18 protein-coding genes are annotated in these 22795 nt (G+C 39.5%); 17 read left to right on the forward strand and 1 reads right to left on the reverse strand.

What is annotated here, in order from left to right; translation table 11 throughout:
- Positions 1-7 precede the first annotated feature (7 nt).
- The 9 genes from RCJ93_RS01260 (at position 8) to RCJ93_RS01300 (ending at position 7528) form a co-directional block, all read left to right on the forward strand.
- Positions 8-1321 (forward strand): LysM peptidoglycan-binding domain-containing protein, encoded by a 1314-nt coding sequence (locus tag RCJ93_RS01260; protein ID WP_446738177.1) that lies wholly within the window; start codon positions 8-10, stop codon positions 1319-1321.
- Positions 1322-2182: a phosphotransferase gene (locus tag RCJ93_RS01265; protein ID WP_446738178.1), complete on the forward strand. Its 861-nt coding sequence runs from the start codon at positions 1322-1324 to the stop codon at positions 2180-2182. It begins immediately after the preceding gene.
- A 125-nt stretch (positions 2183-2307) separates the two neighbouring features.
- Positions 2308-2928, forward strand: a complete 621-nt coding sequence (gene ruvA / locus RCJ93_RS01270) for a Holliday junction branch migration protein RuvA (protein WP_150284696.1) — start codon at positions 2308-2310, stop codon at positions 2926-2928.
- A gap of 19 nt (positions 2929-2947) precedes the next feature.
- Entirely contained in the window at positions 2948-3952 is a 1005-nt protein-coding gene (ruvB, locus tag RCJ93_RS01275) for a Holliday junction branch migration DNA helicase RuvB (RefSeq protein ID WP_446738179.1), read from the forward strand.
- Between the two features lie 19 nt (positions 3953-3971).
- The gene (gene queA, locus RCJ93_RS01280; RefSeq protein ID WP_150284695.1) at positions 3972-5021 is read left to right on the forward strand and encodes a tRNA preQ1(34) S-adenosylmethionine ribosyltransferase-isomerase QueA; all 1050 of its coding nucleotides are present in this window, start codon (positions 3972-3974) and stop codon (positions 5019-5021) included.
- A 3-nt stretch (positions 5022-5024) separates the two neighbouring features.
- Entirely contained in the window at positions 5025-6167 is a 1143-nt protein-coding gene (gene tgt, locus RCJ93_RS01285; RefSeq protein WP_446738180.1) for a tRNA guanosine(34) transglycosylase Tgt, read from the forward strand.
- A 44-nt stretch (positions 6168-6211) separates the two neighbouring features.
- Positions 6212-6484, forward strand: a complete 273-nt coding sequence (yajC, locus tag RCJ93_RS01290) for a preprotein translocase subunit YajC (RefSeq protein ID WP_066788467.1) — start codon at positions 6212-6214, stop codon at positions 6482-6484.
- Between the two features lie 135 nt (positions 6485-6619).
- Positions 6620-6850: a hypothetical protein gene (locus RCJ93_RS01295; RefSeq protein ID WP_150284694.1), complete on the forward strand. Its 231-nt coding sequence runs from the start codon at positions 6620-6622 to the stop codon at positions 6848-6850.
- A gap of 45 nt (positions 6851-6895) precedes the next feature.
- On the forward strand, positions 6896-7528 hold the full coding sequence (locus tag RCJ93_RS01300) for a DUF421 domain-containing protein (RefSeq protein WP_150284693.1): 633 nt from the start codon (positions 6896-6898) through the stop codon (positions 7526-7528).
- Here RCJ93_RS01300 and RCJ93_RS01305 read toward each other — a convergent pair.
- Positions 7523-9040 (reverse strand): putative polysaccharide biosynthesis protein, encoded by a 1518-nt coding sequence (locus RCJ93_RS01305; protein WP_150284692.1) that lies wholly within the window; start codon positions 9038-9040, stop codon positions 7523-7525. The two genes, RCJ93_RS01300 and RCJ93_RS01305, sit on opposite strands and share 6 nt — an antisense overlap.
- 83 nt (positions 9041-9123) lie before the next feature.
- On the opposite strand from RCJ93_RS01305, the gene RCJ93_RS01310 reads away from it, so the two are divergent.
- From RCJ93_RS01310 to dinG, 8 genes are all read left to right on the forward strand, one after another.
- Positions 9124-9423, forward strand: coding sequence for a post-transcriptional regulator (locus RCJ93_RS01310; RefSeq protein WP_066788457.1), 300 nt, complete (start codon positions 9124-9126; stop codon positions 9421-9423).
- Between the two features lie 548 nt (positions 9424-9971).
- The gene (gene secDF / locus RCJ93_RS01315) at positions 9972-12239 is read left to right on the forward strand and encodes a protein translocase subunit SecDF (protein WP_446738181.1); all 2268 of its coding nucleotides are present in this window, start codon (positions 9972-9974) and stop codon (positions 12237-12239) included.
- 133 nt (positions 12240-12372) lie between these two features.
- Positions 12373-13788, forward strand: a complete 1416-nt coding sequence (locus RCJ93_RS01320; protein ID WP_446738182.1) for a S8 family serine peptidase — start codon at positions 12373-12375, stop codon at positions 13786-13788.
- A gap of 135 nt (positions 13789-13923) precedes the next feature.
- Entirely contained in the window at positions 13924-16281 is a 2358-nt protein-coding gene (gene recJ, locus RCJ93_RS01325) for a single-stranded-DNA-specific exonuclease RecJ (protein WP_446738183.1), read from the forward strand.
- Positions 16272-16784, forward strand: a complete 513-nt coding sequence (locus tag RCJ93_RS01330) for an adenine phosphoribosyltransferase (protein ID WP_066788449.1) — start codon at positions 16272-16274, stop codon at positions 16782-16784. Before recJ ends, RCJ93_RS01330 begins: the two co-directional genes overlap by 10 nt.
- 160 nt (positions 16785-16944) lie before the next feature.
- Positions 16945-19137, forward strand: a complete 2193-nt coding sequence (locus RCJ93_RS01335; protein WP_150284688.1) for a RelA/SpoT family protein — start codon at positions 16945-16947, stop codon at positions 19135-19137.
- Positions 19138-19155: 18 nt separating this feature from the next.
- Positions 19156-19602 (forward strand): D-aminoacyl-tRNA deacylase, encoded by a 447-nt coding sequence (dtd, locus tag RCJ93_RS01340; protein ID WP_066788445.1) that lies wholly within the window; start codon positions 19156-19158, stop codon positions 19600-19602.
- A 352-nt stretch (positions 19603-19954) separates the two neighbouring features.
- Positions 19955-22738: an ATP-dependent DNA helicase DinG gene (dinG, locus tag RCJ93_RS01345; protein WP_150284687.1), complete on the forward strand. Its 2784-nt coding sequence runs from the start codon at positions 19955-19957 to the stop codon at positions 22736-22738.
- Positions 22739-22795 lie beyond the last annotated feature (57 nt).

Raw genomic sequence — 22795 nt, forward strand, 5'->3', positions numbered from 1 at the left:
GAAAAACGTGCGCGTTCATACTGTCAAAAAGGGCGATACATTGTGGAAAATTGCGAGGCAATACGGCATTTCCTTTGAAGAATTAAAACGATTAAACGCCCATCTAGCGAATCCTGACTATATTGTTCCTGGTATGGAGCTATTCCTGCCTGAACCAAAAAAAGAGGTGCCAAAAGAGCACCACACACCGCCGGTGAAAGAAATGCCGAGAGTAAAAGAGGTGCCACACCAGCCAAAAGAGCTGCCGGTTGTCCCCCCGAAGGAACAAACGGTGTTGCCGCCAAAAGAGCACCATGTACCAAGACCAAAGGAACAACCAAAAGAGCATCATGTTCCAAAGCCAAAAGAACAACCGAAAGTAATGCCGCCAAAGCCGCCGATGCCTGTTAAAGAAAAAGAAGTTCCGGTTCCTATTCCAGTTCCGGTACCAGTACCTCCACCGGAGCCAGTGCCAATGCCTCATCCACACCCGTTTGAAGAAAGTCGACCTGTAAGAGCTAGAGTAGAGATCATTGAGCAACATGAAGAACAATTCATCATTCAACCGAAAAGAGAGGTAGTGGAGTACAAACCAAGCTTACCTCCAGTACCGCCTGTAATGCCATACTTACCTCAACCCCCACTGCCTCCAAAATATGAAGGATGTAAGGAAGAGGTATATCAACCTTGCCACCCTATAATGCCAATGCCAATGCCAAAACCGTTCCCACATTTCTGCAGCAGTTGTGGTTGCGGAGGTAGCCATCCAATGATGCCAATGCCGATACAGCCGATTTGGCATGCACCTGCACCTCATTGGATGGGATCAATGCAGCCACAGTGGCAAATGCCGGAATCTACAAGGGAGTGTGAATCATCAACGTTTGATCAGCATGCAGTGCCAATGCCACCACAGAACATAAGTGGCTGTAGCAGCTGTGGCGGAGGACAACAAGTGATGCCGTGGCCAATGCCTACACCGCAGTGGGGACCGCCAATGGCACAACCAATGCCACAGTGGCAAATGCCTGAAAAAACTCAAGAATGTGAATCATCTTCACTAGATACACCAAAACACCATGACTTCCATGGGCATGATCATTATGGTCAATTCCCGCAGCAAATGGAGCAAAGTGGCATGCCGCCAAATATGGCTCCTCAATATGACCAGCAGTGGCAGTTCGATCCTTATGCTATGCCTCAAGCCATGCCGTATTATCCAATGCCACCTCACCAATGGCATGGAGCTTGCAACTGTCCAGCTTGCTTATCGGCTCAAGGATACTCCTACCATCCATACTATGCGCCACAATTCCCGCAAGCGGGTTATGAGACCTATTAGTTGAACAATTTTCAAATAAAAAAAAGAATCAAAAAAAATGTTTGGCAATGTCAAGCGGGCAATAAAGAAGTAATGGTCAAAAAATATGAGCATATACTGGTTGCGAAAAAAGTGAAAGCGGTTCATGATACGCTTGCTGACATGGAATTTCCACATACGTTACCTAATACAAAGTTAGAAAATAATATTCTGACCCAACCATGGGTGAAAAACGCACGGCGATTTAACTATAAATCAAAAATAGATCGCAAAAAATCTCTTGAGCTCATTCAACAATTGCACAAAACGGGGAAGAATAATAATTGGTCTAAGGCTGATTATTATTTGCCCGCTTATGATTTGCAATTGAAGTGGCAAGAACGCCTTCAGAAATTCATTATGCATATTCCAAAAATCTCAATATACTTAGGCAACGAAAAATGTGACCAGCTTGTTCTTTATGCAAGAAAAGCGCTCAAAGAACTGCAAAATGTAGAGCCTTTGACAAGCAAAAAAACAATTTTGCATGGGGACGTCGTTCACCATAACTTTTTAAAAGATGCCAAAGGGAAAGACTACATGATCGATTTTGACCTTTGTGCGTACGGCCACCCAGAAGAAGAGCTCATCATGTGGATGCATCGCGTTTTGCCGCATGTCCAATACAATTTAAAATTGCTCCTAAAAGAGCAGCCGTTATTATCAGACTTTCCTAACAGCTATTTGCAAGCATTGCGTTATCCGAATGAGTTGTTGCGTGAATGGTTGTATGTAAAAACAGTCGAAAATGAAAAGCAACAAACGTTTGTGGAGGATTTATTACGCTTTACGGAAGTGGCGCTCTCTTCTTGGCCAAAATTATGGTATGATTGTGGTAGGTAAAATAATGATATTATTATATTTTAAGATAGGTCTTTCATGGCCTATCTTTTTTAAGGCGAAGGCGAACATGCATCCGCCGTTTAAAAGTGCTATAATGAATATCGTTACGCAAAAAGGAGAATGTTATGTACGACTACATAATTGGCACGGCTACACGCATTACCCCCGAATATATTGTCGTTGAACAGCAAGGGATTGGCTGGCAGTTATTCACGCCAAATCCGTTTGCTTTTCAAATGGACAAAGCTAATGTGAAGTTCTATACACATATGCATGTACGGGAAGATGCACAGCTATTATTTGCCTTTCAATCATTAGAAGAGCGAGAGTTATTTCGAAAGCTGATCCAAGTGTCCGGTATTGGACCAAAAGGAGCGCTTGCCATATTAGCTAGTGGCAATCCACAACAAGTTATCCAGGCGATAGAACAAGAGGATGAGAAGTTCCTTGTTAAATTCCCTGGCGTTGGGAAGAAAACTGCTCGCCAGATGATACTTGATCTAAAAGGAAAGCTTGGCAGTCTGCTTGATAATATAGAATTAGCAAGTGCTCAAGATGAACTGCCGCTATTTGGTGTTCACCATAATAAAGATGAGTTAGAGGATGCTTTGCTAGCACTTACAGCATTAGGTTATTCTGAAAAAGAATTAGCCAAAATTCGCATACCGCTTGAAAATAATGATGGCTTAAATACAACAGAAGATTATATGAAACAAGCTTTGAAGTTACTGTTAAAACAACAATAACGGATAGGAGGTAAATAAAATGGAAGAACGAGTCGTATCAAGCGAAGCTACTGCGTTTGATGAAGGTTTGGAGTTGTCATTGCGCCCACAAAATCTTGCACAATATATTGGGCAGCAAAAGGTCAAAGACAACCTAAAAATCTTTATCGAAGCGGCAAAAATGCGAGAAGAAAGCTTAGACCATGTCTTGCTTTATGGACCTCCGGGGCTTGGGAAAACAACCTTAGCCGCTGTCATTGCGAATGAAATGGGTACAAATATCAAAATGACGAGCGGTCCAGCTATTGAACGTCCTGGCGACTTAGCGGCGATTGTGAGCTCCTTAGAGCCTGGCGATGTGCTATTTATTGATGAGATTCATCGTTTGCCTCGAGCAATAGAAGAGGTCCTATATCCAGCAATGGAAGACTTTTGTTTGGATATTGTGGTCGGTAAAGGGCCAGAAGCAAGATCTATTAGGTTGGATTTGCCTCCTTTTACATTAGTTGGCGCTACCACTAGGGCAGGAGCGCTATCTGCTCCACTTAGAGACCGTTTTGGTGTATTATTACGATTAGACTACTATGATGAGTATTCTTTAGCTGAAATAGTGTGCAGAAGTGCAGAGCTCTTCGATGTTGTGATTGACCAAAATGCTGCAGGCGAATTAGCAAGGCGATCAAGGGGGACCCCGAGAATTGCCAATCGCTTGTTAAAAAGGGTACGCGATTATGCCCAAGTGATCGGAGACGGGGTAATCTCTCACTTCCTATCACAAGATGCATTAGAACGTCTGCAAGTTGATCCACTGGGACTAGACCATATAGACCATAAATTGATAGTAACTATGATCGAACGATTCCGAGGCGGGCCGGTCGGATTAGATACGATTGCGGCAAGCATAGGTGAGGAATCAACGACCATTGAAGACGTTTATGAACCTTATTTAATGCAGATTGGTTTTATTCAGCGTACACCAAGAGGACGAATCGTTACAGCTCTAGCCTATAGTCATTTCGGTTACGAAAAAACACAAGAATCTTAATATAAAGAAGGAAAGACAAATGAAATTAGAAGACTTTGATTATGAATTACCAGAAGAATTAATTGCCCAAGTACCACTTGAAGACCGTACTTCTAGCCGGTTGATGGTATTAGATCGTGAAACAGGCGAGGTATCACATCATCATTTCAGAGATATTGTCAATGAACTTCAAGAAGGAGACTGTTTAATCTTAAATGACACACGCGTGCTTCCTGCCCGTTTGATTGGTGTGAAAGAAGAAACAGGTGCCCACATTGAGGTATTATTGTTAAAACAAACGAGCGATGATGAGTGGGAAACATTAGTCAAACCTGCAAAACGCGTAAAAGTAGGAACTGTTCTTACTTTTGGCGAGGGTCTGTTAAAAGCTACTTGTACTGGTGAGTTGGCGCATGGTGGTCGAATGTTTAAATTTGAATATGAAGGCATTTTTATTGAAATCTTAGAAAAACTAGGAACAATGCCACTGCCGCCGTATATACATGAAAAATTAGAAGACCAAGAGCGCTACCAAACAGTTTATTCAAAAGAGCTTGGATCAGCAGCAGCACCAACAGCAGGACTTCACTTTACAGAGGAACTATTGGAGGAAATCCGACAAAAAGGCGTAAAAGTTGCATTTTTGACATTGCACGTTGGCATAGGAACATTCCGTCCAGTAAGCGTCGAGAATATTGAGGAACACGATATGCACGCCGAATTCTATCACTTAACTGAAGAAACAGCCAGCATTATTAAGGAAACACAGGCTAATGGCGGACGTGTAATCGCTGTGGGTACTACTTCTACTAGAACACTTGAAACAATCGCACATCGCAATAATGGAAATATAGTCGCTGAGTCTGGCTGGACTACCATATTCATTTACCCAGGGTTTGAATATCTTGCTGTCGACGGAATGGTGACGAATTTTCATTTGCCAAAGTCTACATTGGTTATGATGATTAGTGCCCTTGCAGGGAGAGAAAATGTTCTGAACGCTTATAAAATTGCTGTAGAAAACAAATATCGTTTCTTCAGCTTTGGCGATGCCATGTTCATCCGACCTAAAAGAAAGAAAGGAAATTAAATTATGTCTCAAGCAATTCGATATGAGCTTATTAAAACAGATAAGCAAACTGGTGCACGTCTTGGCATCGTGCATACACCGCATGGTTCTTTTGAAACACCAGCATTTATGCCAGTAGGTACACAAGCGTCTGTCAAAACGATGGCGCCAGAAGAAGTAAAAGAAATGGGTGCAGGTATTATTTTAAGCAACACGTATCATTTATGGCTGCGTCCTGGCCATGAAATCATTCGTGAGGCTGGTGGCTTGCACAAATTTATGAATTGGGATCGCGCTATATTAACAGATTCTGGCGGCTTCCAAGTATTTAGCTTAAGCGATATCCGCCGCATTGAAGAAGAAGGCGTTCATTTCCGTAATCACTTAAATGGTGATAAGCTATTCCTAAGTCCAGAAAAAGCAATGGAAATCCAAAATGCTCTAGGTTCTGATATTATGATGGCATTTGATGAATGTCCTCCGTATCCTGCAACTTTTGAGTATATGAAGAAATCTGTTGAGCGTACATCACGTTGGGCTGAAAGATGTTTAGAAGCGCATTCAAGACCACAGGATCAAGGTTTATTCGGTATTGTTCAAGGTGGGGAATTTGAAGAACTTCGTAAGCAGTCTGCAAAGGATCTTGTTTCGCTTGATTTCCCAGGCTATGCAATTGGTGGATTATCCGTTGGGGAGCCAAAGGATATTATGAATCGCATGTTGGAATATACAACTCCGCTCTTACCAACAAACAAGCCGCGTTACCTAATGGGCGTGGGTTCTCCTGACTCATTGATAGATGGAGCTATTCTTGGGATTGATATGTTTGACTGTGTACTGCCAACACGTATTGCCCGTAATGGTACATGCATGACAAGCCAAGGAAGACTGGTCATAAAAAATGCTAAATTTGCTCGCGATTTTGGACCGCTTGATCCTAACTGTGATTGCTATACTTGCAAAAACTACTCACGTGCATATATACGGCATCTAATTAAAGCGGATGAGACATTCGGCATTCGTTTGACAAGTTACCACAATCTGTATTTCTTGCAAGATTTAATGTGCCAAGTGCGCCAAGCAATCCGCGAAGATCGCTTAGGCGATTTCCGTGAAGAATTCTTTGAACAATATGGTTTTAATAAACCAAATGCGAAAAACTTCTAAACCTAGTATAATGAAACAGAGAGACAAAAGGGGGATTTTTGGACATGCAATTACAAGCTTTTCTACCAATGATTATTATCTTCGTGCTTATGTATTTAATGTTGATTCGTCCTGCTCAAAAGCAGCGTAAAAACACTCAAAACATGCAAAGCAACTTGGCAAAAGGAAACAAAGTTGTAACAATTGGTGGGCTTCATGGTATCGTTGAAGCCATCGATGATGCTTCAGTCGTTCTAAAAGTAGAAGATGGTACAAAAATGCGTTTTGAACGTGCAGCCATCGGCAAAGTTTTAGATGATGCAGCTGCTGTAAAGTAGTCTTGTGTATAAAACGCGTAGCTTTTGGAATGCTTATAATGAAAAAAAAAGCCTTTATTTCTTTAGAAATAAAGGCTTTTTTATTTTATACGTCGAATAATAAACATATTCATCTTTTTTAAAGGAAGCGATTATTTGCCTAAAAAACAATGGAATACTAAAAAGAAAGCACAGCAAATGGGCTATGATGATACAATTCACGAAAGATTAGCAGCTAAGCAACGGATGGCCCAAAATAGATTTGGCAATAGAAAGCCGAAAATGCCAACTAAGCCAAAGTGGGTTCGCTCTTTAGGATATATTATTTTTATTATCTTGATTGCCGCTCTCGTAGTGACAGCCTTCTATATATTTTTGAATGAATAATTTTACGGGAAATGCAAAGTATAAAGAATAAAAGGGGTCATAAGATTGAACGATTTAATGGTTGTTTCTTTTCGTATGTTCCTTCTTTACTTTATTCTTATCATTATAATTAAGCTAATGGGAAAACGTGAAGTTGGCGAATTAAGTATGATTGATTTAGTCGTATTTATATTATTAACAGAAGTAGCTGCATTTGCAGTGGAGGATAAGAAGAGAAACTTTTTCGAGTCGTTGCTGCCTATGATCGTTTTGCTTGTGCTGCAGGTGGTCATTTCCTTTATCTCTCTGAAGTTTAAAAATGTTCGAGATATCATTGATGGAGATCCCACTCTCATTATTCGAGATGGGGTGCTTCAGGAAAAGGAAATGAAAAAGCAGCGGTATAATTTAGATGATTTATTTCAGCAATTGCGAGAACAGCAAATAGGATCGATCCAGAGTGTGGCCTATGCCTTTTTAGAATCATCGGGAAATTTAGCTGTATTTAAAAAAGGTGAGATGCATCCTATATTGCCGCTCATCGTTGATGGCGAAATACAGACAAAGCATCTCATCCTTATACAGAAAGATAAATCTTGGCTTATAAAAAAATTAGAGGAAGCTGGATACAAAAATCCAAAGGATATATTCTATTGCTGTTTTGAAGATGATTCCCTTCATGTTCAATTAAAATCATAGTCTTCTGCGTATTGTTTTTGTTAAGTAGCGGAAATCGTTGACGCGGATTTGGTCAGCGAGCATTAGGACAACAAAAACTAAGCCAAGCGTAATAGAACAATTCATCCAAAGATTCAATTGGTCTGTCGGCAGGATGTATTCTCGGAAAATAACTATCAACACAGATGCCCAATAAGGGATAATGACTAGCTTAAAACCTGTATCCACAAATTTCTTTTTTCGAATTGTTGCAATATGCAAAAATGAAGTAATGAGTACACCAAATCCAATGGCAATAATGGCGCCGGTTTCAGCTATTTGCGGCTGGGAAGCAAGCGCGAGCATGACAACCAGCTTTCCGATGCCGCCATACACAGAGTTCATCATCGCTGCTTTAGCTTCATCTAAAGCCTGCAAGATAGAATTCAGTGGGCTTTGTATATAGTAAAAGAAAAAAATAGGTGCTAAAATTTTCATATAGCCTCTGTCTTCAGATAAATTAAAAAGTTTCACGGCTAAAGCATCCCCATAAAGATAAAAGAAAACAGCGCTAAAACAACCGACGATAGTCGACAACCTAAGCGCGATATGGACTCGTTCTCTTAATAGAGAATTCATTCCTCTGGCTACAGCATCGCTGACAGCTGGAATCAGCACAACAGCTAAGGCTGCAGGAATAAAGGCAGGGAATAATAGTAATGGTATATGAACACCTGAAATAATGCCATATTGCTTCGTGGCAGCAGCAGCTGTTAAACCAGCTATTGTAAGGGCCTTTAAAAAGACAATTGGTTCTAAAAACCAAGTAAATGAACCAAAAAGGCGACTGCCTGTAGAAGGCAATGCAATGCCAAGTATTGGTTTTGGAGAAGAGTAGCCTTTCGATCCAACAATAATTCCTTTTCTCTTCGCATGGAGGTATTTCCAGTATAAGTAAAGTAATGCTACCGCCTCAGCAAGTCCAGTAATGACCATTGCGTAAGTAGCTGTGAGCGCAGGAGATTCTTGGTTTACCCCGTAAGGCAAAAGCCATGTGATCATGGCGATGCGGATAATTTGCTCAAGTGTTTGGCTCCATGCAGTTTCACCTATGCGAGCAAGTCCTTGGAATAAACCTTTTAAAAGTGCAGACGCCATAGAGAGCGGCACGGTAAATAAAGAGACATATAATAGCATGGCCACTTTTGGATCATGCAATAAATCTTTTGCGATATAAGGTACTGCAAACATGATGATGGGGAAGAAAAGCAAAATAGATAAATAACTTAACAGCCTAGAAGTACGCATCAACTTGCTGATTTCCAAACGCTTTCCCTTTGCTTCTAATTCAGCGACAATTTTAGCGATGGCAATCGGGATGCCGAGCTGTACTAGGGATAAGAAAAAGATAAATGCGGGATAGGCGGTCATATAAACGCCGACAGCTTCTTCGCCTGCAACGCGCATAAATTGCATACGATACAAAAAACCTAATAGTTTAGATAGTAGTACGGCGCCCATCAATAAAAAGGTGCCATGAAAAAATGATGTCATAAGTTCCCTTCTTTCTATCAATACATTCTGCAAAATAGTAAATTTAAACTTGTACGTTCAAAACTTGAAAGGGCGTGAGTAGTTTGGTAGTTCAATATGAAAAACTATTTAATAAAGTAATGCCTGTGTTAGCTATGAGGAAAGCTGATTTTCGTATGGAAGGTTTAAAAAGTATTACAGAGCAAGATATTTGGCGTTATTTAGTATTGAAAAAGTGGAAAAAATATAGCGAAGCAGATTTAGCTTTGCATAAGGTAATTGCAGATATTTTTTCTTTAACTGCTGCTCAGTATATGACCTTTAGCCAAGTGGAAGAACTAAAAACCTCAAATTGGTTTGCCCCAATTAATGAGGATGAATTAAAACTATTAATTGGAAGATAGATAAATGGGGGTTTATACCTTTGAATGAGGTTTTATGCTCCATTTATAGTGTTGAAATGAAAAATTTCATTGACGATATTTTTCCTTTATCTGTATGTCAAAATAACATGGATATTGCTAAAACTCCTTCTAAAATGACAGAAAGTATCGAAGATTGATTTGACAGGTAGGCAATCGTGTTTCATAATAAACGTGTTATACATTCAAATTGAGAAAACGAAACAATAGAAGGAAAATTACAGAGAATGCTGCTTAAGTGGTGGATCAATCGCGTAATTGTGCATTTGTTTTGAACTAGGACAAACTTTTATACAAAGTAGTAATGGACATATGCACAACCATACATAACTTATGATTCGTTTGCTTCGGTCAGTAATTTTACTGCAAGTGTTTCCGCATGACTGGGTACTTTGTGCTTTCTCAAAACAGTAAATATAAGAGTTTTGTCAAAGAAAGTGGCCCACTCATGCCCGATTGGTTCAACTAATCAATCAGTAGAGATTAAACCTTTGCTGATTAAAGTTTCACTTTATTAGGAGGAAGTTTTAATGAAATTGAAAAGCCGAATCGTCGCGTTTCTACTGATTGTCGTTGTAATTGGCTCTCTTATGGGAACGACCGTAAAAGGCGTACTAAGTAACATTAACTTAGGCCTAGACTTGCAAGGTGGATTCGAGGTGCTTTATCAAGTTGAGCCGCTGAAAAAGGGACAAAAAATCACTGAAAGTGATGTCAAAGCTACTGCTGATGCGATCAGCAGGCGTGTCAATGTTCTCGGCGTAAGTGAACCGAGCATCCAAATAGAAAGCGGCGACCGAATCCGCGTTCAATTAGCGGGCGTCAAGGACCAAGAGTCAGCGCGTGATGTATTATCTAATCAGGCAAATCTTACTTTCCGCGATGTGAATGACAAAGTATTGCTTGACGGGAATGACCTTCAACAAGGCGGTGCTAAGCCATCTTTTGATGAACAGGGCCGTCCAATGGTTACCCTGAAACTGAAAGATCCGGATAAATTCGGACAAGTTACGAGCAAAATTGCAGCAATGGGTACACCAAATAACTTATTAGTCATTTGGCTAGACTTTGAAGAAGGCAAGTCTTCTTATAAGAAAGAAGCTGTTAAAGCAGATCCGCAATTCGTTTCTGCTCCACAAGTAACAAAGGAAATCAACTCTAAAGATGTCCAAATTACAGGGAGCTTTACTGTACAAGAAACGAAAGACTTAGCAGGTATTTTGAATGCCGGTGCTCTACCAGCGAAGCTGAAAGAAATGTACTCCACTTCTGTGGGAGCACAGTTCGGTGATGAAGCGCTAAAAAGTACGGTCTTGGCTAGTGTCATTGGTGTAGCAGTTATCTTTATCTTTATGCTATTAGTCTACCGTTTACCAGGTTTAGTAGCAGACATCACGCTACTGATCTTTACATTTATCACATTAGTTATTTTTGATTGGATCAATGCTGTATTGACATTGCCGGGTATCGCAGCGTTAGTGCTTGGGATAGGTATGGCTGTCGATGCTAATATCCTTATGTATGAGCGGATTAAAGAAGAACTTCGTGTCGGCAAAACAGTCAAAGCCGCATTTAAATCAGGTTCTAAATCTTCGTTCACAGCTATTTTTGATGCCAATATTACGACATTGCTTGCAGCTGGCGTGTTATTTGCCTTAGGTGTAAGCTCTGTAAAAGGCTTCGCGACAACATTAATCATTTCTATTCTAGTCAGCTTCTTGACTGCAGTATGGGGTACACGTATCTTATTAGGATTACTGGTGAACAGCGGCTACTTAGATGGAAAAGTTCGATGGTTCGGCGTTAATCCAAAACGTGTCCATAAAATAGAAGAAGGCGTGGATACACTTGATTTAACAACACGTTTTGACCGTTTCGATTTTGTGCACAACCGCAATAAATTCTTTGCTTTGTCAGCAGTTTTAATCATCGCAGGGATGATTGTGTTAGGCATTTTCCGTTTGAATCTAGGTATTGACTTCTCTCACGGTTCTCGTGTAGAGGTCCAATCAGAGCATTCTCTCACAAAAGATGCTGTGAAGTCGTATCTTGATAAGGAAGGTTTCAAGTCGGATGATATCGTAATTTCTGGTAAGAATGACCGAGCTGTTATCCGTTATAAAGATGACTTCACAAAAGATGAAGTGAAACAGATGAAAGCGGACTTCAAGAAAGAATTTGGCCATGAGCCAGCAATCAGTACCGTGTCCCCTACAATCGGACAAGAACTGATGAAAAATGCGATCAAAGCATTAATCTATGCAGCGATTGGCATAATAATCTACGTTGCATTCCGATTTGAATGGCGAATGGGTGTTGGTGCGATTGTCTCGCTATTGCATGATGTATTCTTTATGGTGGCGATCTTTAGTTTATTCCGTATAGAAGTAGATATTACATTTATCGCAGCAGTACTGACTATTGTCGGTTATTCGATTAATGACACCATCGTTACATTTGACCGGATTCGTGAAAACTTGCACCGTGTGAATAAAATTAAGAGTCCAGATGAGTTGGCGCATATTGTGAACAAATCACTTCGTCAAACATTAGGACGTTCTGTAAATACAGTATTAACCGTAATTATCGTTGTAGTTGCGTTAATGATTTTCGGCGCAAGCTCTATCACTACGTTCTCGATCGCTTTATTGATCGGTTTAATTACAGGTATCTACTCTTCCATCTATATCGCTGCACAAGTTTGGTATGTATTGAAGGTGCGTGAGATGAAGAAAAAAGGTAATGTAGATGTAGGCAAAAAGAAAAAACAATGGGGCACAGACGAGCCTGTTGTGTAAAATTTTAATCCATCCACTTGATGATGATCAGGTGGATGGATTTTTTTATATTTCTATAAATTTTTATAACGTTTTTACTGGAGTTGATTTATAATCGAGCTTGACGCTATACCTAAAAATAGGAGACTACACAATGAAGAATAATAGATTGCTCATCAGTTTATTGACTACAATAGCTCTTTTAATTCTATGCTTTCCTCATTTAGCAAAGGCAAGCAATCCTACAACTCAACAAGCTATGATTATTTATCGCAACTCTGTTGGAGAAAAACAGGTTTTAACTGCAGCAAAGCATGTAGACCAAAATTATCATCACTTACAGACAATTGCTGGCACTTTTAATAAAGCAGATATAAAAAAACTCAAAAAGAGCTCCTCAATCGTAAAAGTGGAAACATTGAAAAAGGATACACATCTTTTTTCAATGCCGGAGAAAAAACAAGGCAGTGAGGTACCATCAGCAATTAATTGGAATATGTCTTTAATCCATGCAAGCAATGCATGGACGAATGGACTTAGTGGTAAAAGTGTAAAAGTTGCACTCATAGATACAGGGGTGACCTCCAAAGTCAATTGGCCAAATGTTTATCGCTATTCATTCGTTCAGGATGTACGTTCAACTTTAATAGACGAAAGTTCTCCTTATGATAATGATGGCCATGGTACCTTCATCGCAGGCATTCTATTGGGTAATGCTAGTAATAACTTATTAGGTGTTGCACCGGATATGTCACTATACAGTTTAAAAGTTTTTAAACCTGATGGAGCCCCCATTCAGGCAATATTAAAAGCGCTTGATTGGTCAATTGCACATAAAATAGATATTGTAAATCTATCACTTGGTATGAAAATGGATGATGCTATTTTACGGAATGCTATTGCAAAAACATCAAAAGCAGGTATCATCTTAGTGGCAGCAGCGGGGAATGATGGCAATGGAAAAAATGTTGAATATCCAGCACGTTATAGCCAAGTCATTGCCGTCTCATCCATAGACAAGCAAAGCCTTATTTCACCTTTTTCGAATACGGGTACACAGATAGAGTTTGCAGCACCTGGTAACAGTGTTTATTCTACTGATCTGCAAGGAAATAGAAGATTAGGTTCAGGCACATCATTTGCCACGCCACATGTGACTGGTTTTCTCGCATTACTGAAGCAACAATATCCCCGCGCGACCAGTAGTCAATTAAGGAAAGCTCTACGGGACTATACAATTGATTTGGGTGTAAAGGGGAAGGATCCTTTCTATGGCTACGGATTGATTGATTTCAGTCATCCTCTGCCGAATGACGTACAGGATATACAGATAAGCAATATTACCAGCTCTTCTGCAGTAGCTGTAATCAAAGCACCTAAAAGTCTGAATAACCAAAGTGGAAACTACCGTATTTACTTAAACGGAAGCTATGTAAAAACTATCAATACAGATCGCTATAAAATCACTAATTTGAAGAAAAAAACGAAGTATAAAGTGGAAATCAAGACAAGAGGGAAAGATGGAAGGCTATCGCCTGGAGTTGAAAAGACATTCCGTACGCAATCCTAACAAGTAATTTTAGTATATGTATAAGAGCGGTAACTATATCATATAGAGGTCTTATTTTGGCCATTCTGCTTTCAATCTATATGCTTTCAATCTATATGCTTTCTTCTGTATAATAGAATGATAGGGAGTGACGAAATGACAGCAACAGAGAAGAGATGGCGTATCAATCGCCCTGATGATCGACTTGTGGAAATGCTAGAAAAAGAGCTTCGCTTATCACCTATCTCAGCTAAAATATTAGTCGCACGCGGTTTTGACACTGTTGAATCTGCGCGTGCTTTTTTAATGGTCAATGAACATTCAGTGCACGATCCTTACGATCTGTTTGGTATGCACGATGCAGTAGAACGTATAAAACAAGCAATACAAAATAAAGAAAAAGTTTTAATATATGGGGACTATGACGCCGATGGCATTACAAGCACTACTGTCCTAAAAACAGCATTAGTAGATTTGGGAGCTGATGTCCATCACATTATTCCTAATCGTTTTATTGATGGATATGGACCAAGTGAGCGATTGTTTCGACAAGCATATGAAGATGGGTTTCAACTGATTATTACTGTCGATAATGGAATCGCCGGCAACCATGAAGTGCAAGTTGCTAAAGAGTTGGGGATGGATATCATAGTGACAGATCACCATGAGCCTGGTGAGGAGTTGCCTAATGCAGATGTGATTATCCACCCGAGACATCCGAATGGCCATTATCCTTTTGGAGAGCTTGCTGGTGTAGGGGTAGCATTTAAAGTAGCACATGCGCTCTACGGTAAGTTGCCGCACCATCTCCTTCCCTTTGTCGCGATTGGTACAGTTGCCGATTTGGTGCCCTTATTGGATGAAAATCGTTATTTAGTGAAAGCGGGGATAGAAGGGCTTCAACAATCTAAACACCCTGCTATTCAAGCACTTTGCCAAATTGCTGGTGTTAAAGCACAAGATATTGATGAAGAGACAATAGGTTTTGGTTTTGCTCCACGGCTAAATGCATTAGGAAGACTCGGAGATGCTGCACCGGGGGTCGACTTCTTAATGACGCAGGATAAAGAAGAAGCACAGTCTATGGCGAACTATTTAAATGAACAAAATAAAGAACGCCAAGCAATCGTGGCAAATATTACCGAGCAGGCAATTGAAATGGTGGAGAATGATCCTGAGATAGGCAATGCAAAAGTACTGGTCATAGCTGATGAAGGTTGGAACCCAGGTGTTGTTGGTATAGTCGCATCAAGGCTTGTAGAAAAATACTATAAACCGGCAATTATACTTTCAATAGATCTCGAAAAAGGGACTGCTAAAGGTTCTGCCCGCAGTATTGAAGGCTTCCATATGTATAAGGAGCTTGCGAAAAATAGCGAAATATTGCTAGCATTTGGCGGTCATCCCATGGCAGCAGGAATGACGCTTGCTGTAGAAGAAATTGATGAGCTCCGCATCCGCCTTGATGAACAAGCGAGGGCAGGTTTAACAGATGAAGACTTTACTCCAGTCCTAAATATTGACATTCCACTTGCTGTAGAGGAAATTGACGTTACTTCTATTGAAGATGTACGTCGTTTGTCTCCATTTGGTACTAGTTTTGCAAAGCCTGTCTATGCGATTGAAAATGCGACAATCCAGTCAATGCGCAAAATTGGAGCAGACGAGAATCATATCAAACTCCAAATCGCATCCAGAAATGGCGATTTAGATGCAGTTGGTTTTCATAAAGGATATTTGGCCGATGAATTGACGTATGGCATTAAAATAAATTTTGCAGGCGATTTGCAGATCAACGAGTGGAATGGCCGGAAAAAACCCCAGCTTATGCTTGCAGATGTCCAAACAGATGAATGGCAATTATTTGATCTACGGGGCATCCGCCAAGTTTCGAGATGGCTTCAGAGTATTCCTTTAGAAAAAGTAACATTTATCGCTTTTCAAAACAGAACCCAGCAGTATTTTGATTCCCTCATACCTGCTGAAATAATGATTTATGAAGATAAAATGACTCCGCAACATATAGAAAATTATGTTGTGCTGCTCGATTTACCAACAAACGCTTCACTGCTCGAAAAATTATTAGAAGAAGCAAATCCAAGACGTGTATATGCCCATTTTTATATTCCAGAGTCACATTACTTTGATGCTATGCCGACTAGAGAGCAATTTGTTTGGTACTATTCCTTCCTAAAGAAAAGGCGTACATTCCATCTGAGAGAACACTTAATGGAATTGGCAAAACATAAAGGCTGGAGCCGTGATTCGTTAATTTTTATGACACAGGTGTTTTTTGAACTAGGATTTGTTACAATAGAAAATGGTCTCGCTCAAATTGTGGACAATCCACCGAAAAAGGATTTAACAAGCGCGAACATTTATCAAGAACGGCAGCAGCAAATGGAATTGGAACAAACTTTATTGTATGCGCCTTATAAGGATTTAAGAGAGTGGTTTGACTCGCGGATGAAGAGTCAAACAGTTTCTGAGGAGGAACATAGCAAATGGATTTAAAACAATATGTGACAATCGTAGAGAATTGGCCAAAAGAAGGCATCTCTTTTAAAGATATCACTACAATTATGGATAATGGTAAAGCATATAAATATGCAACTGACCAAATTGTCGACTATGCTAAAAAAGTGGGCGCTGAATTAATCGTAGGTCCAGAAGCTCGTGGCTTTATTACAGGATGCCCTGTTGCTTATGCACTTGAGATTGGTTTTGCTCCAGTTCGTAAACCGGGCAAATTGCCACGTGAAGTCATTTCAGCTGATTATGGCTTAGAGTATGGCAAGGATACTTTAACTATGCATAGCGATGCTGTAAAACCAGGCCAAAAAGTGCTGATTGTCGATGATTTATTAGCGACTGGCGGAACAGTGGAAGCTGCAATTCGCTTAGTAGAAGAATTAGGCGGCGTTGTGGTAGGCTGCGCGTTCCTTATTGAACTAGAAGAACTTCATGGTCGCGATAAAATTGAAGGGTATGACGTCTTCACTTTAATGCAATATTAATTTTTTATAATAGCGAGTCTGTGGTCAAGTAGATTATAGACTCGCGAAATTTGTCGAAATATCAATATTTCGGGAGTAATAGCCTTTACAAACAGGCTATTTTTTTTATACAATTAACTTTATACTCAATCGGCAAATTTATGAAATAAGGTGGGCAATCATGGCGAAAGATCAAGTGATGACAGTCGAAGAAGTTTTCGCAATACTCTCATCATATATGAATGATGAACATGTAGCATTTGTAAAAAAAGCATACGAAGTGGCAAAAGAAGCGCATAAAGAGCAATTTAGAAGCTCTGGTGAGCCATATATCCTGCACCCTGTGCAAGTTGCGGGCATTTTAGCTGATCTCCAAATGGATCCAGAGACAGTTGCAGCGGGCTTTTTACACGATGTCGTAGAAGATACATCTGTTACGCGCGAAAACCTTGTGGAAGAATTCAATGAAGAAGTCGCCATGCTTGTAGATGGCGTGACGAAATTAGGGAAAATCAAATATAAATCTAAAGCAGAACAGCAAGCTGAAAACCATCGCAAAATGTTTGTCGCTATGGCCCAAGATATCCGAGTAATTTTGATTAAATTAGCGGACAGACTACATAATATGAGAACGTTAAAACACTTACCTGTAGAGAAACAGCGCCGTATTTCAAAAGAAACACTCGAAATATTCGCTCCACTAGCACATCGCTTAGGAATTAGTGCGATTAAATGGGAGTTAGAGGATACAGCTTTACGCTACTTGAATCCTCAGCAATATTATCGAATTGTCAACTTGATGAAAAGAAAACGCGTAGAACGTGAGAATTATTTACAATCAGTCATGGATGAAATCAACGATCAGTTAGGTGAAATCCATATCCATGCAGAACTTTCAGGCAGACCAAAGCATATTTACAGTATTTACCGGAAAATGTCTATGCAAAATAAACAATTCAATGAAATATACGATCTTTTAGCCGTGAGGGTAATTGTAGATAGTATTAAAGATTGTTACGCAGTTCTAGGTACAGTGCATACTCTTTGGAAACCTATGCCAGGACGATTTAAAGATTATATCGCTATGCCAAAACAAAATCTTTATCAGTCGTTGCATACAACTGTGATTGGTCCATATGGCGATCCGCTTGAAGTCCAAATTCGCACGAAAGAAATGCATAAGATAGCGGAATTTGGGGTAGCTGCACACTGGGCTTACAAAGAAGGTAAAAATGTTGATCAAAGCAAATCGAATATTGACAATAAATTAACATGGTTCAGAGAAATTCTTGAATTCCAAAATGAATCATCGAACGCTGAAGAATTTATGGAATCGCTAAAATTTGATTTGTTTTCTGACATGGTTTATGTATTCTCGCCTAAGGGTGATGTAATCGAATTGCCTGCAGGTTCTGTTCCTATCGACTTTGCTTACCGTGTCCATTCAGAGATCGGTAATAAAACCATTGGTTCAAAAGTGAATGGTAAGATGGTGCCCCTAGATACGAAGTTGAATACAGGCGATATTGTTGAGATTATGACTTCAAAACAATCGTTTGGTCCAAGCCGTGACTGGTTGAACATAGCCCAATCATCTCAAGCGAAACATAAAATTAAGCAGTTCTTCAAAAAGCAATTGCGCGAAGACAATGTGACTAAAGGGCGCGAAATGATTGAAAAAGAGATTGCTGAGCAAGACTATGATCCAAAAGAAATATTAACACCTGAAAACTTTAAACGTGTATGTGAAAGATTAAATTATGCCAGTGCAGAAGAGATATTTGCGGCAGTTGGATTCAATGGAATGACGGCTGTACAAGTAGTCAACCGCTTATCTGAACCTTTGAGAAAGCAACGTAGTCAAGAAGAAACGCTGGAAAAAATCACAAAAGAAATGAAAGTGCCTCAAAAAGAAAAAGTAACCGAAACAGGCGTTGTAGTAAAAGGTTTGGAAAATTTATTGATTCGTTTGTCTCGATGCTGCAATCCGGTGCCGGGTGATGATATTGTCGGTTTTATTACTAAAGGACGAGGTGTTTCTGTGCATCGTGCAGATTGTCCTAATATTAAAGCTGAGGATCAAGAACGGTTGATTGATGTTGAATGGAGCAAAAACCTAGAATCAGAACAAAAACTATTTGATGTAGATATTGAAATATCAGGTTTTGATCGTGAAGGTTTGCTGAACACAGTGATTCAAGTAGTCACTGAAACCAAAACGCCAATTATTGCAATTAGCGCACGTACTGATCGGAATAAGATTGCAACAATCAATATGACGTTGAAAATTCGCCATATCCATAACCTGTATAAAGTGGTAGAACGCATTAAACAAATTCCAGATATTTATCTAGTGCAACGTGTCATACATTAAAATTGGAGTGACGATTACATGAGAGTAGTAGTACAACGAAGCAAAGAAGCCTCCGTTACAGTGGACGGAAAAGTAACAGGAAGCATTGAACAGGGCTTTGTTTTGTTAGTCGGCATTACACATGGAGATACGAAAGAGGATGCAGACTTTATTGCTAAAAAAATCGCTAAAATGCGCATTTTTGAAGATGAAAACGGCAAAATGAATCTTTCGATAAAAGAGTATGGTGGAGCAATTCTTTCCATTTCGCAATTTACTTTATATGCGGATACCAAGAAAGGAAATCGTCCAAGCTTTACAGACGCTGCCCGGCCTGAAGAAGCTCATCTTTTATGGGAGTATTTCAACAGCACTCTATTTGCGCTCGGCTTACATGTCGAAACTGGCATCTTCGGTGCTATGATGGATGTGAAGCTGACCAACAGTGGACCAACAACTATAATTATTGATTCAAAAACCCGATGATTTAAAATCCTCGGGTTTTTTTCTCTCTTCGGATAATGGTAGGTAGAGGAAGTGTAAAATAACTTATTTAAAGTGAAATGAAGTTGAGATAGAACAATATTAGCTCCTAATTGTTACATAAGATGTTGTTTCTTCCTGGACAACGATTCCCACGAAAAACATCGTCTGAAACATAAAAAACTAAATGTTGTAAGCAAATTCTTCGATCCTTTTTCATTTACTAAAATTCTACAATCCTAGCAACTATTTTTTTGCTAAAAATCAACGAATAAAACCTAACACCAGAGTCAGCTAAACTGGCTTAAATATGATAAAATCTTGTATATACCATTACGGAAAGTTGTGAAGAAGATTGGAAAGCCAAACGTATGCAATTGTAGATTTAGAAACAACAGGTCATTCCTCACAACAAGGGGACCGGATCATTCAAATTGCCATAGTCTTGATGAAAGACTGGGAAATACTATCAACCTATACGACCTTCATTAATCCTGAGCAAAGAATTCCTTATTTTATTCAGGATTTGACACATATTTCTGAAAAAGAAGTAAAAAATGCCCCTACCTTCGAAGAAAAAGCAGAAGAAATATATGAAATACTACAGGATACAGTATTTGTGGCTCATAACACCGACTTTGATTTGCCATTTTTACAAGCTGAGTTTAAAAGAGCAGGATTGCCTAATTGGGTTGGAAAGCATTTAGATACAGTAGAGCTGGCTAAAATTTTATTCCCAACAGCCTATAGCTTTAAACTTCAAGATTTAGCACTAGAGCTTGGGATAAGATTAGCTAATGCACATAGAGCAGATGATGATGCAACCGCGACAGCATATTTATTAAAGGCATGTTGGCAAAGGCTTTTAGCACTGCCTTTATTGACTCTTGAACAGCTTCATGAGCGTTCTTTTCAACTTAAATCTAATATTTCAAGATTGTTGTTAGATGCTATTCATATAAAAAGAACTCAACAGAGTACCACTACGGATCATCATTTTTATTATCGACGTTTAGCGTTGAAGCAGCCGCCTAATGATGGAGAAGATATACAGGAAGTCATTGATTATCCCGTAACCTTTCAAGAAAAGAAGCAACTTTTTGAAAAAGCTTTTCAACACTTTGAAGTGAGAGAAGATCAATTCAAAATGATGGATAAGGTGTGGGAAGCCCTCCTTAATAAAGAGGAAATTATGACAGAGGCCTCTACAGGAATTGGCAAAACACTCGCATATTTAATCCCTTCCATTATTTATGCAAAAAAATATCATTGTACGATGGCAATTAGTACATACACATCTCATTTACTTGATCAATTATTGCAAGAAGAATTGCCGAAGGCCGAGTCAATATTACAGAATAAGGTGTCAGCTGTTATCGTAAAAGGGATGGATAATTATATTGATTTAGATCGTTTTTGCGATTTGCTTGAGGTAAAGGATGTTTCTTACGATGAGAATTTCACCAAATTACAATTGATTGTCTGGCTCCAAGACACAGAAACAGGAGATTTAAGTGAAGTAACACTAACAGGTGGCGGAAAGTATTTCGTCGACAAAATAAGGCGGATGGAAACAACTGCGGAAAACAGGAGAAGAAAACCGACTTTTGATTTTTATTTGCAAACACTCCATGCGTGCAAAAAAGCAGATTTAATCATTACAAATCATGCTATGGTGCTTGCTGATTTAAATCGGCCTGACCCAGTTTTTAAAAATGTGAATGGATGGATTTTGGATGAAGGCCATCAATTTATCCAAGCGGCGACAAATCGAGCGGAAAAAGTCTTTTCATACTCTAAATGGAAGCATTTGTTTGGCCAGTTAGGTTCATCCGAATCAAGCGGAATTGAACATCCATTCTATCTTAATTTAGTGAGCAGCCATACAATGTCAACAAGACAGCTAACAGCATTGGATGAGCAATTTAAAGACTTAACTTCGTTGTTTGATAAGTCGATTTTGGCCTTGTTAAGAGGACTGCCTTCTGAAAAAACAAAAAAAAGCCATCATAAACAAAGCTACTTACTATCAAAGCTTAATTTACAGGCGACTATATTTAAAGAGTATAGCTATCGGTTGAATCAATGGCTTTCACTTGCCAACTATATGACCAATGCTTATTTGCGTTATCCTGATGAATTATCGACAAAGCAAAAGGTACATCTTGCTGATTGGCAATACCAAATGAATGAGCTGCAGGTCTATCTAGCTGAATGGGACTCAATTTTCTTGCAGCAGATTGAAAATGATGCTGCTTGGATGGAGCTAGACCTAAGAAACCTTCCAGGCAGTGTACATGTCTATAAAAGACCAGCAGAAGTGGAAGATTCAGTAGCTGGAATTTTCCAATCCTTCCGTCAGACTGCTGGTATCATTTGGGCATCAGGGACGTTAACGGTACCTAAAAATCCACGATTTATTGCAGATCAATTGGGTCTAGAAAAGACAGTGCCGCTACACCAATTCCAAGCTCCATCGTCTTATTATAGCGGTGCAAGCGTCTATGTTGTAGAGGATATGCCGGACATACAGAATGTATCTCAAACTGTTTATATTGAATCTGTTGCAGAAGCGATAGTCCAGACGGTGCTAGCAACAAATGGCAGATGTTTTGTATTATTTACATCACAAGACATGCTTCGAAAAACAGTTGATCTTATACAAGAAACTGGTACTCTGGATGATTATATGTTGTTTGCACAAGGTATGTCTTCGGGGAGCAGGATGCGACTTCTAAAGATGTTCCAGCGTTTCGAGCGTTCAGTGCTGTTTGGAACTAATAGCTTCTGGGAAGGTGTAGATGTTCCTGGTGACGCACTATCTGCTGTCATCGTTGTGCGGTTACCTTTTTCTTCACCTGAAGATCCATACTTTAAAGCACGTGCCGCAAGAATTACCCAAAAAGGTGATAATTCGTTCTATAAATTATCACTCCCAGAAGCAATATTACGCTTCAAACAGGGCTTTGGAAGATTAATCCGATCATCTGAGGATAAAGGTGTTTTAATAGTGCTCGACAGGCGTATAGAAACCAAATCCTACGGTAAAGAATTTACAAATGCATTGCCAAATGTGCCTGTGAAAAAAGTAACGCTCGATGCTATGGTTTTAGAGTTGGAAAATTGGTATAATAGCTAGTTTGAAGTGGGTTTCTTGGAGCTGAAGGCTATGATTCATCTCCAAGAAGCAAGCTCG

This window comes from Rummeliibacillus sp. BSL5, from assembly GCF_052928305.1.

What these genes read in the sequence shown, in the direction of transcription:
- RCJ93_RS01320 (WP_446738182.1), top strand. Translation starts at nt 12,373, where the DNA reads ATGAAGAATAATAGATTGCTCATCAGTTTATTGACTACAATAGCTCTT.
- dtd (WP_066788445.1), top strand. Translation starts at nt 19,156, where the DNA reads ATGAGAGTAGTAGTACAACGAAGCAAAGAAGCCTCCGTTACAGTGGAC.
- RCJ93_RS01330 (WP_066788449.1), top strand. Translation starts at nt 16,272, where the DNA reads ATGGATTTAAAACAATATGTGACAATCGTAGAGAATTGGCCAAAAGAA.
- RCJ93_RS01305 (WP_150284692.1), bottom strand. Translation starts at nt 9,040, where the DNA reads ATGACATCATTTTTTCATGGCACCTTTTTATTGATGGGCGCCGTACTA.
- yajC (WP_066788467.1), top strand. Translation starts at nt 6,212, where the DNA reads ATGCAATTACAAGCTTTTCTACCAATGATTATTATCTTCGTGCTTATG.
- ruvA (WP_150284696.1), top strand. Translation starts at nt 2,308, where the DNA reads ATGTACGACTACATAATTGGCACGGCTACACGCATTACCCCCGAATAT.
- queA (WP_150284695.1), top strand. Translation starts at nt 3,972, where the DNA reads ATGAAATTAGAAGACTTTGATTATGAATTACCAGAAGAATTAATTGCC.
- recJ (WP_446738183.1), top strand. Translation starts at nt 13,924, where the DNA reads ATGACAGCAACAGAGAAGAGATGGCGTATCAATCGCCCTGATGATCGA.
- tgt (WP_446738180.1), top strand. Translation starts at nt 5,025, where the DNA reads ATGTCTCAAGCAATTCGATATGAGCTTATTAAAACAGATAAGCAAACT.
- RCJ93_RS01335 (WP_150284688.1), top strand. Translation starts at nt 16,945, where the DNA reads ATGGCGAAAGATCAAGTGATGACAGTCGAAGAAGTTTTCGCAATACTC.
- ruvB (WP_446738179.1), top strand. Translation starts at nt 2,948, where the DNA reads ATGGAAGAACGAGTCGTATCAAGCGAAGCTACTGCGTTTGATGAAGGT.
- secDF (WP_446738181.1), top strand. Translation starts at nt 9,972, where the DNA reads ATGAAATTGAAAAGCCGAATCGTCGCGTTTCTACTGATTGTCGTTGTA.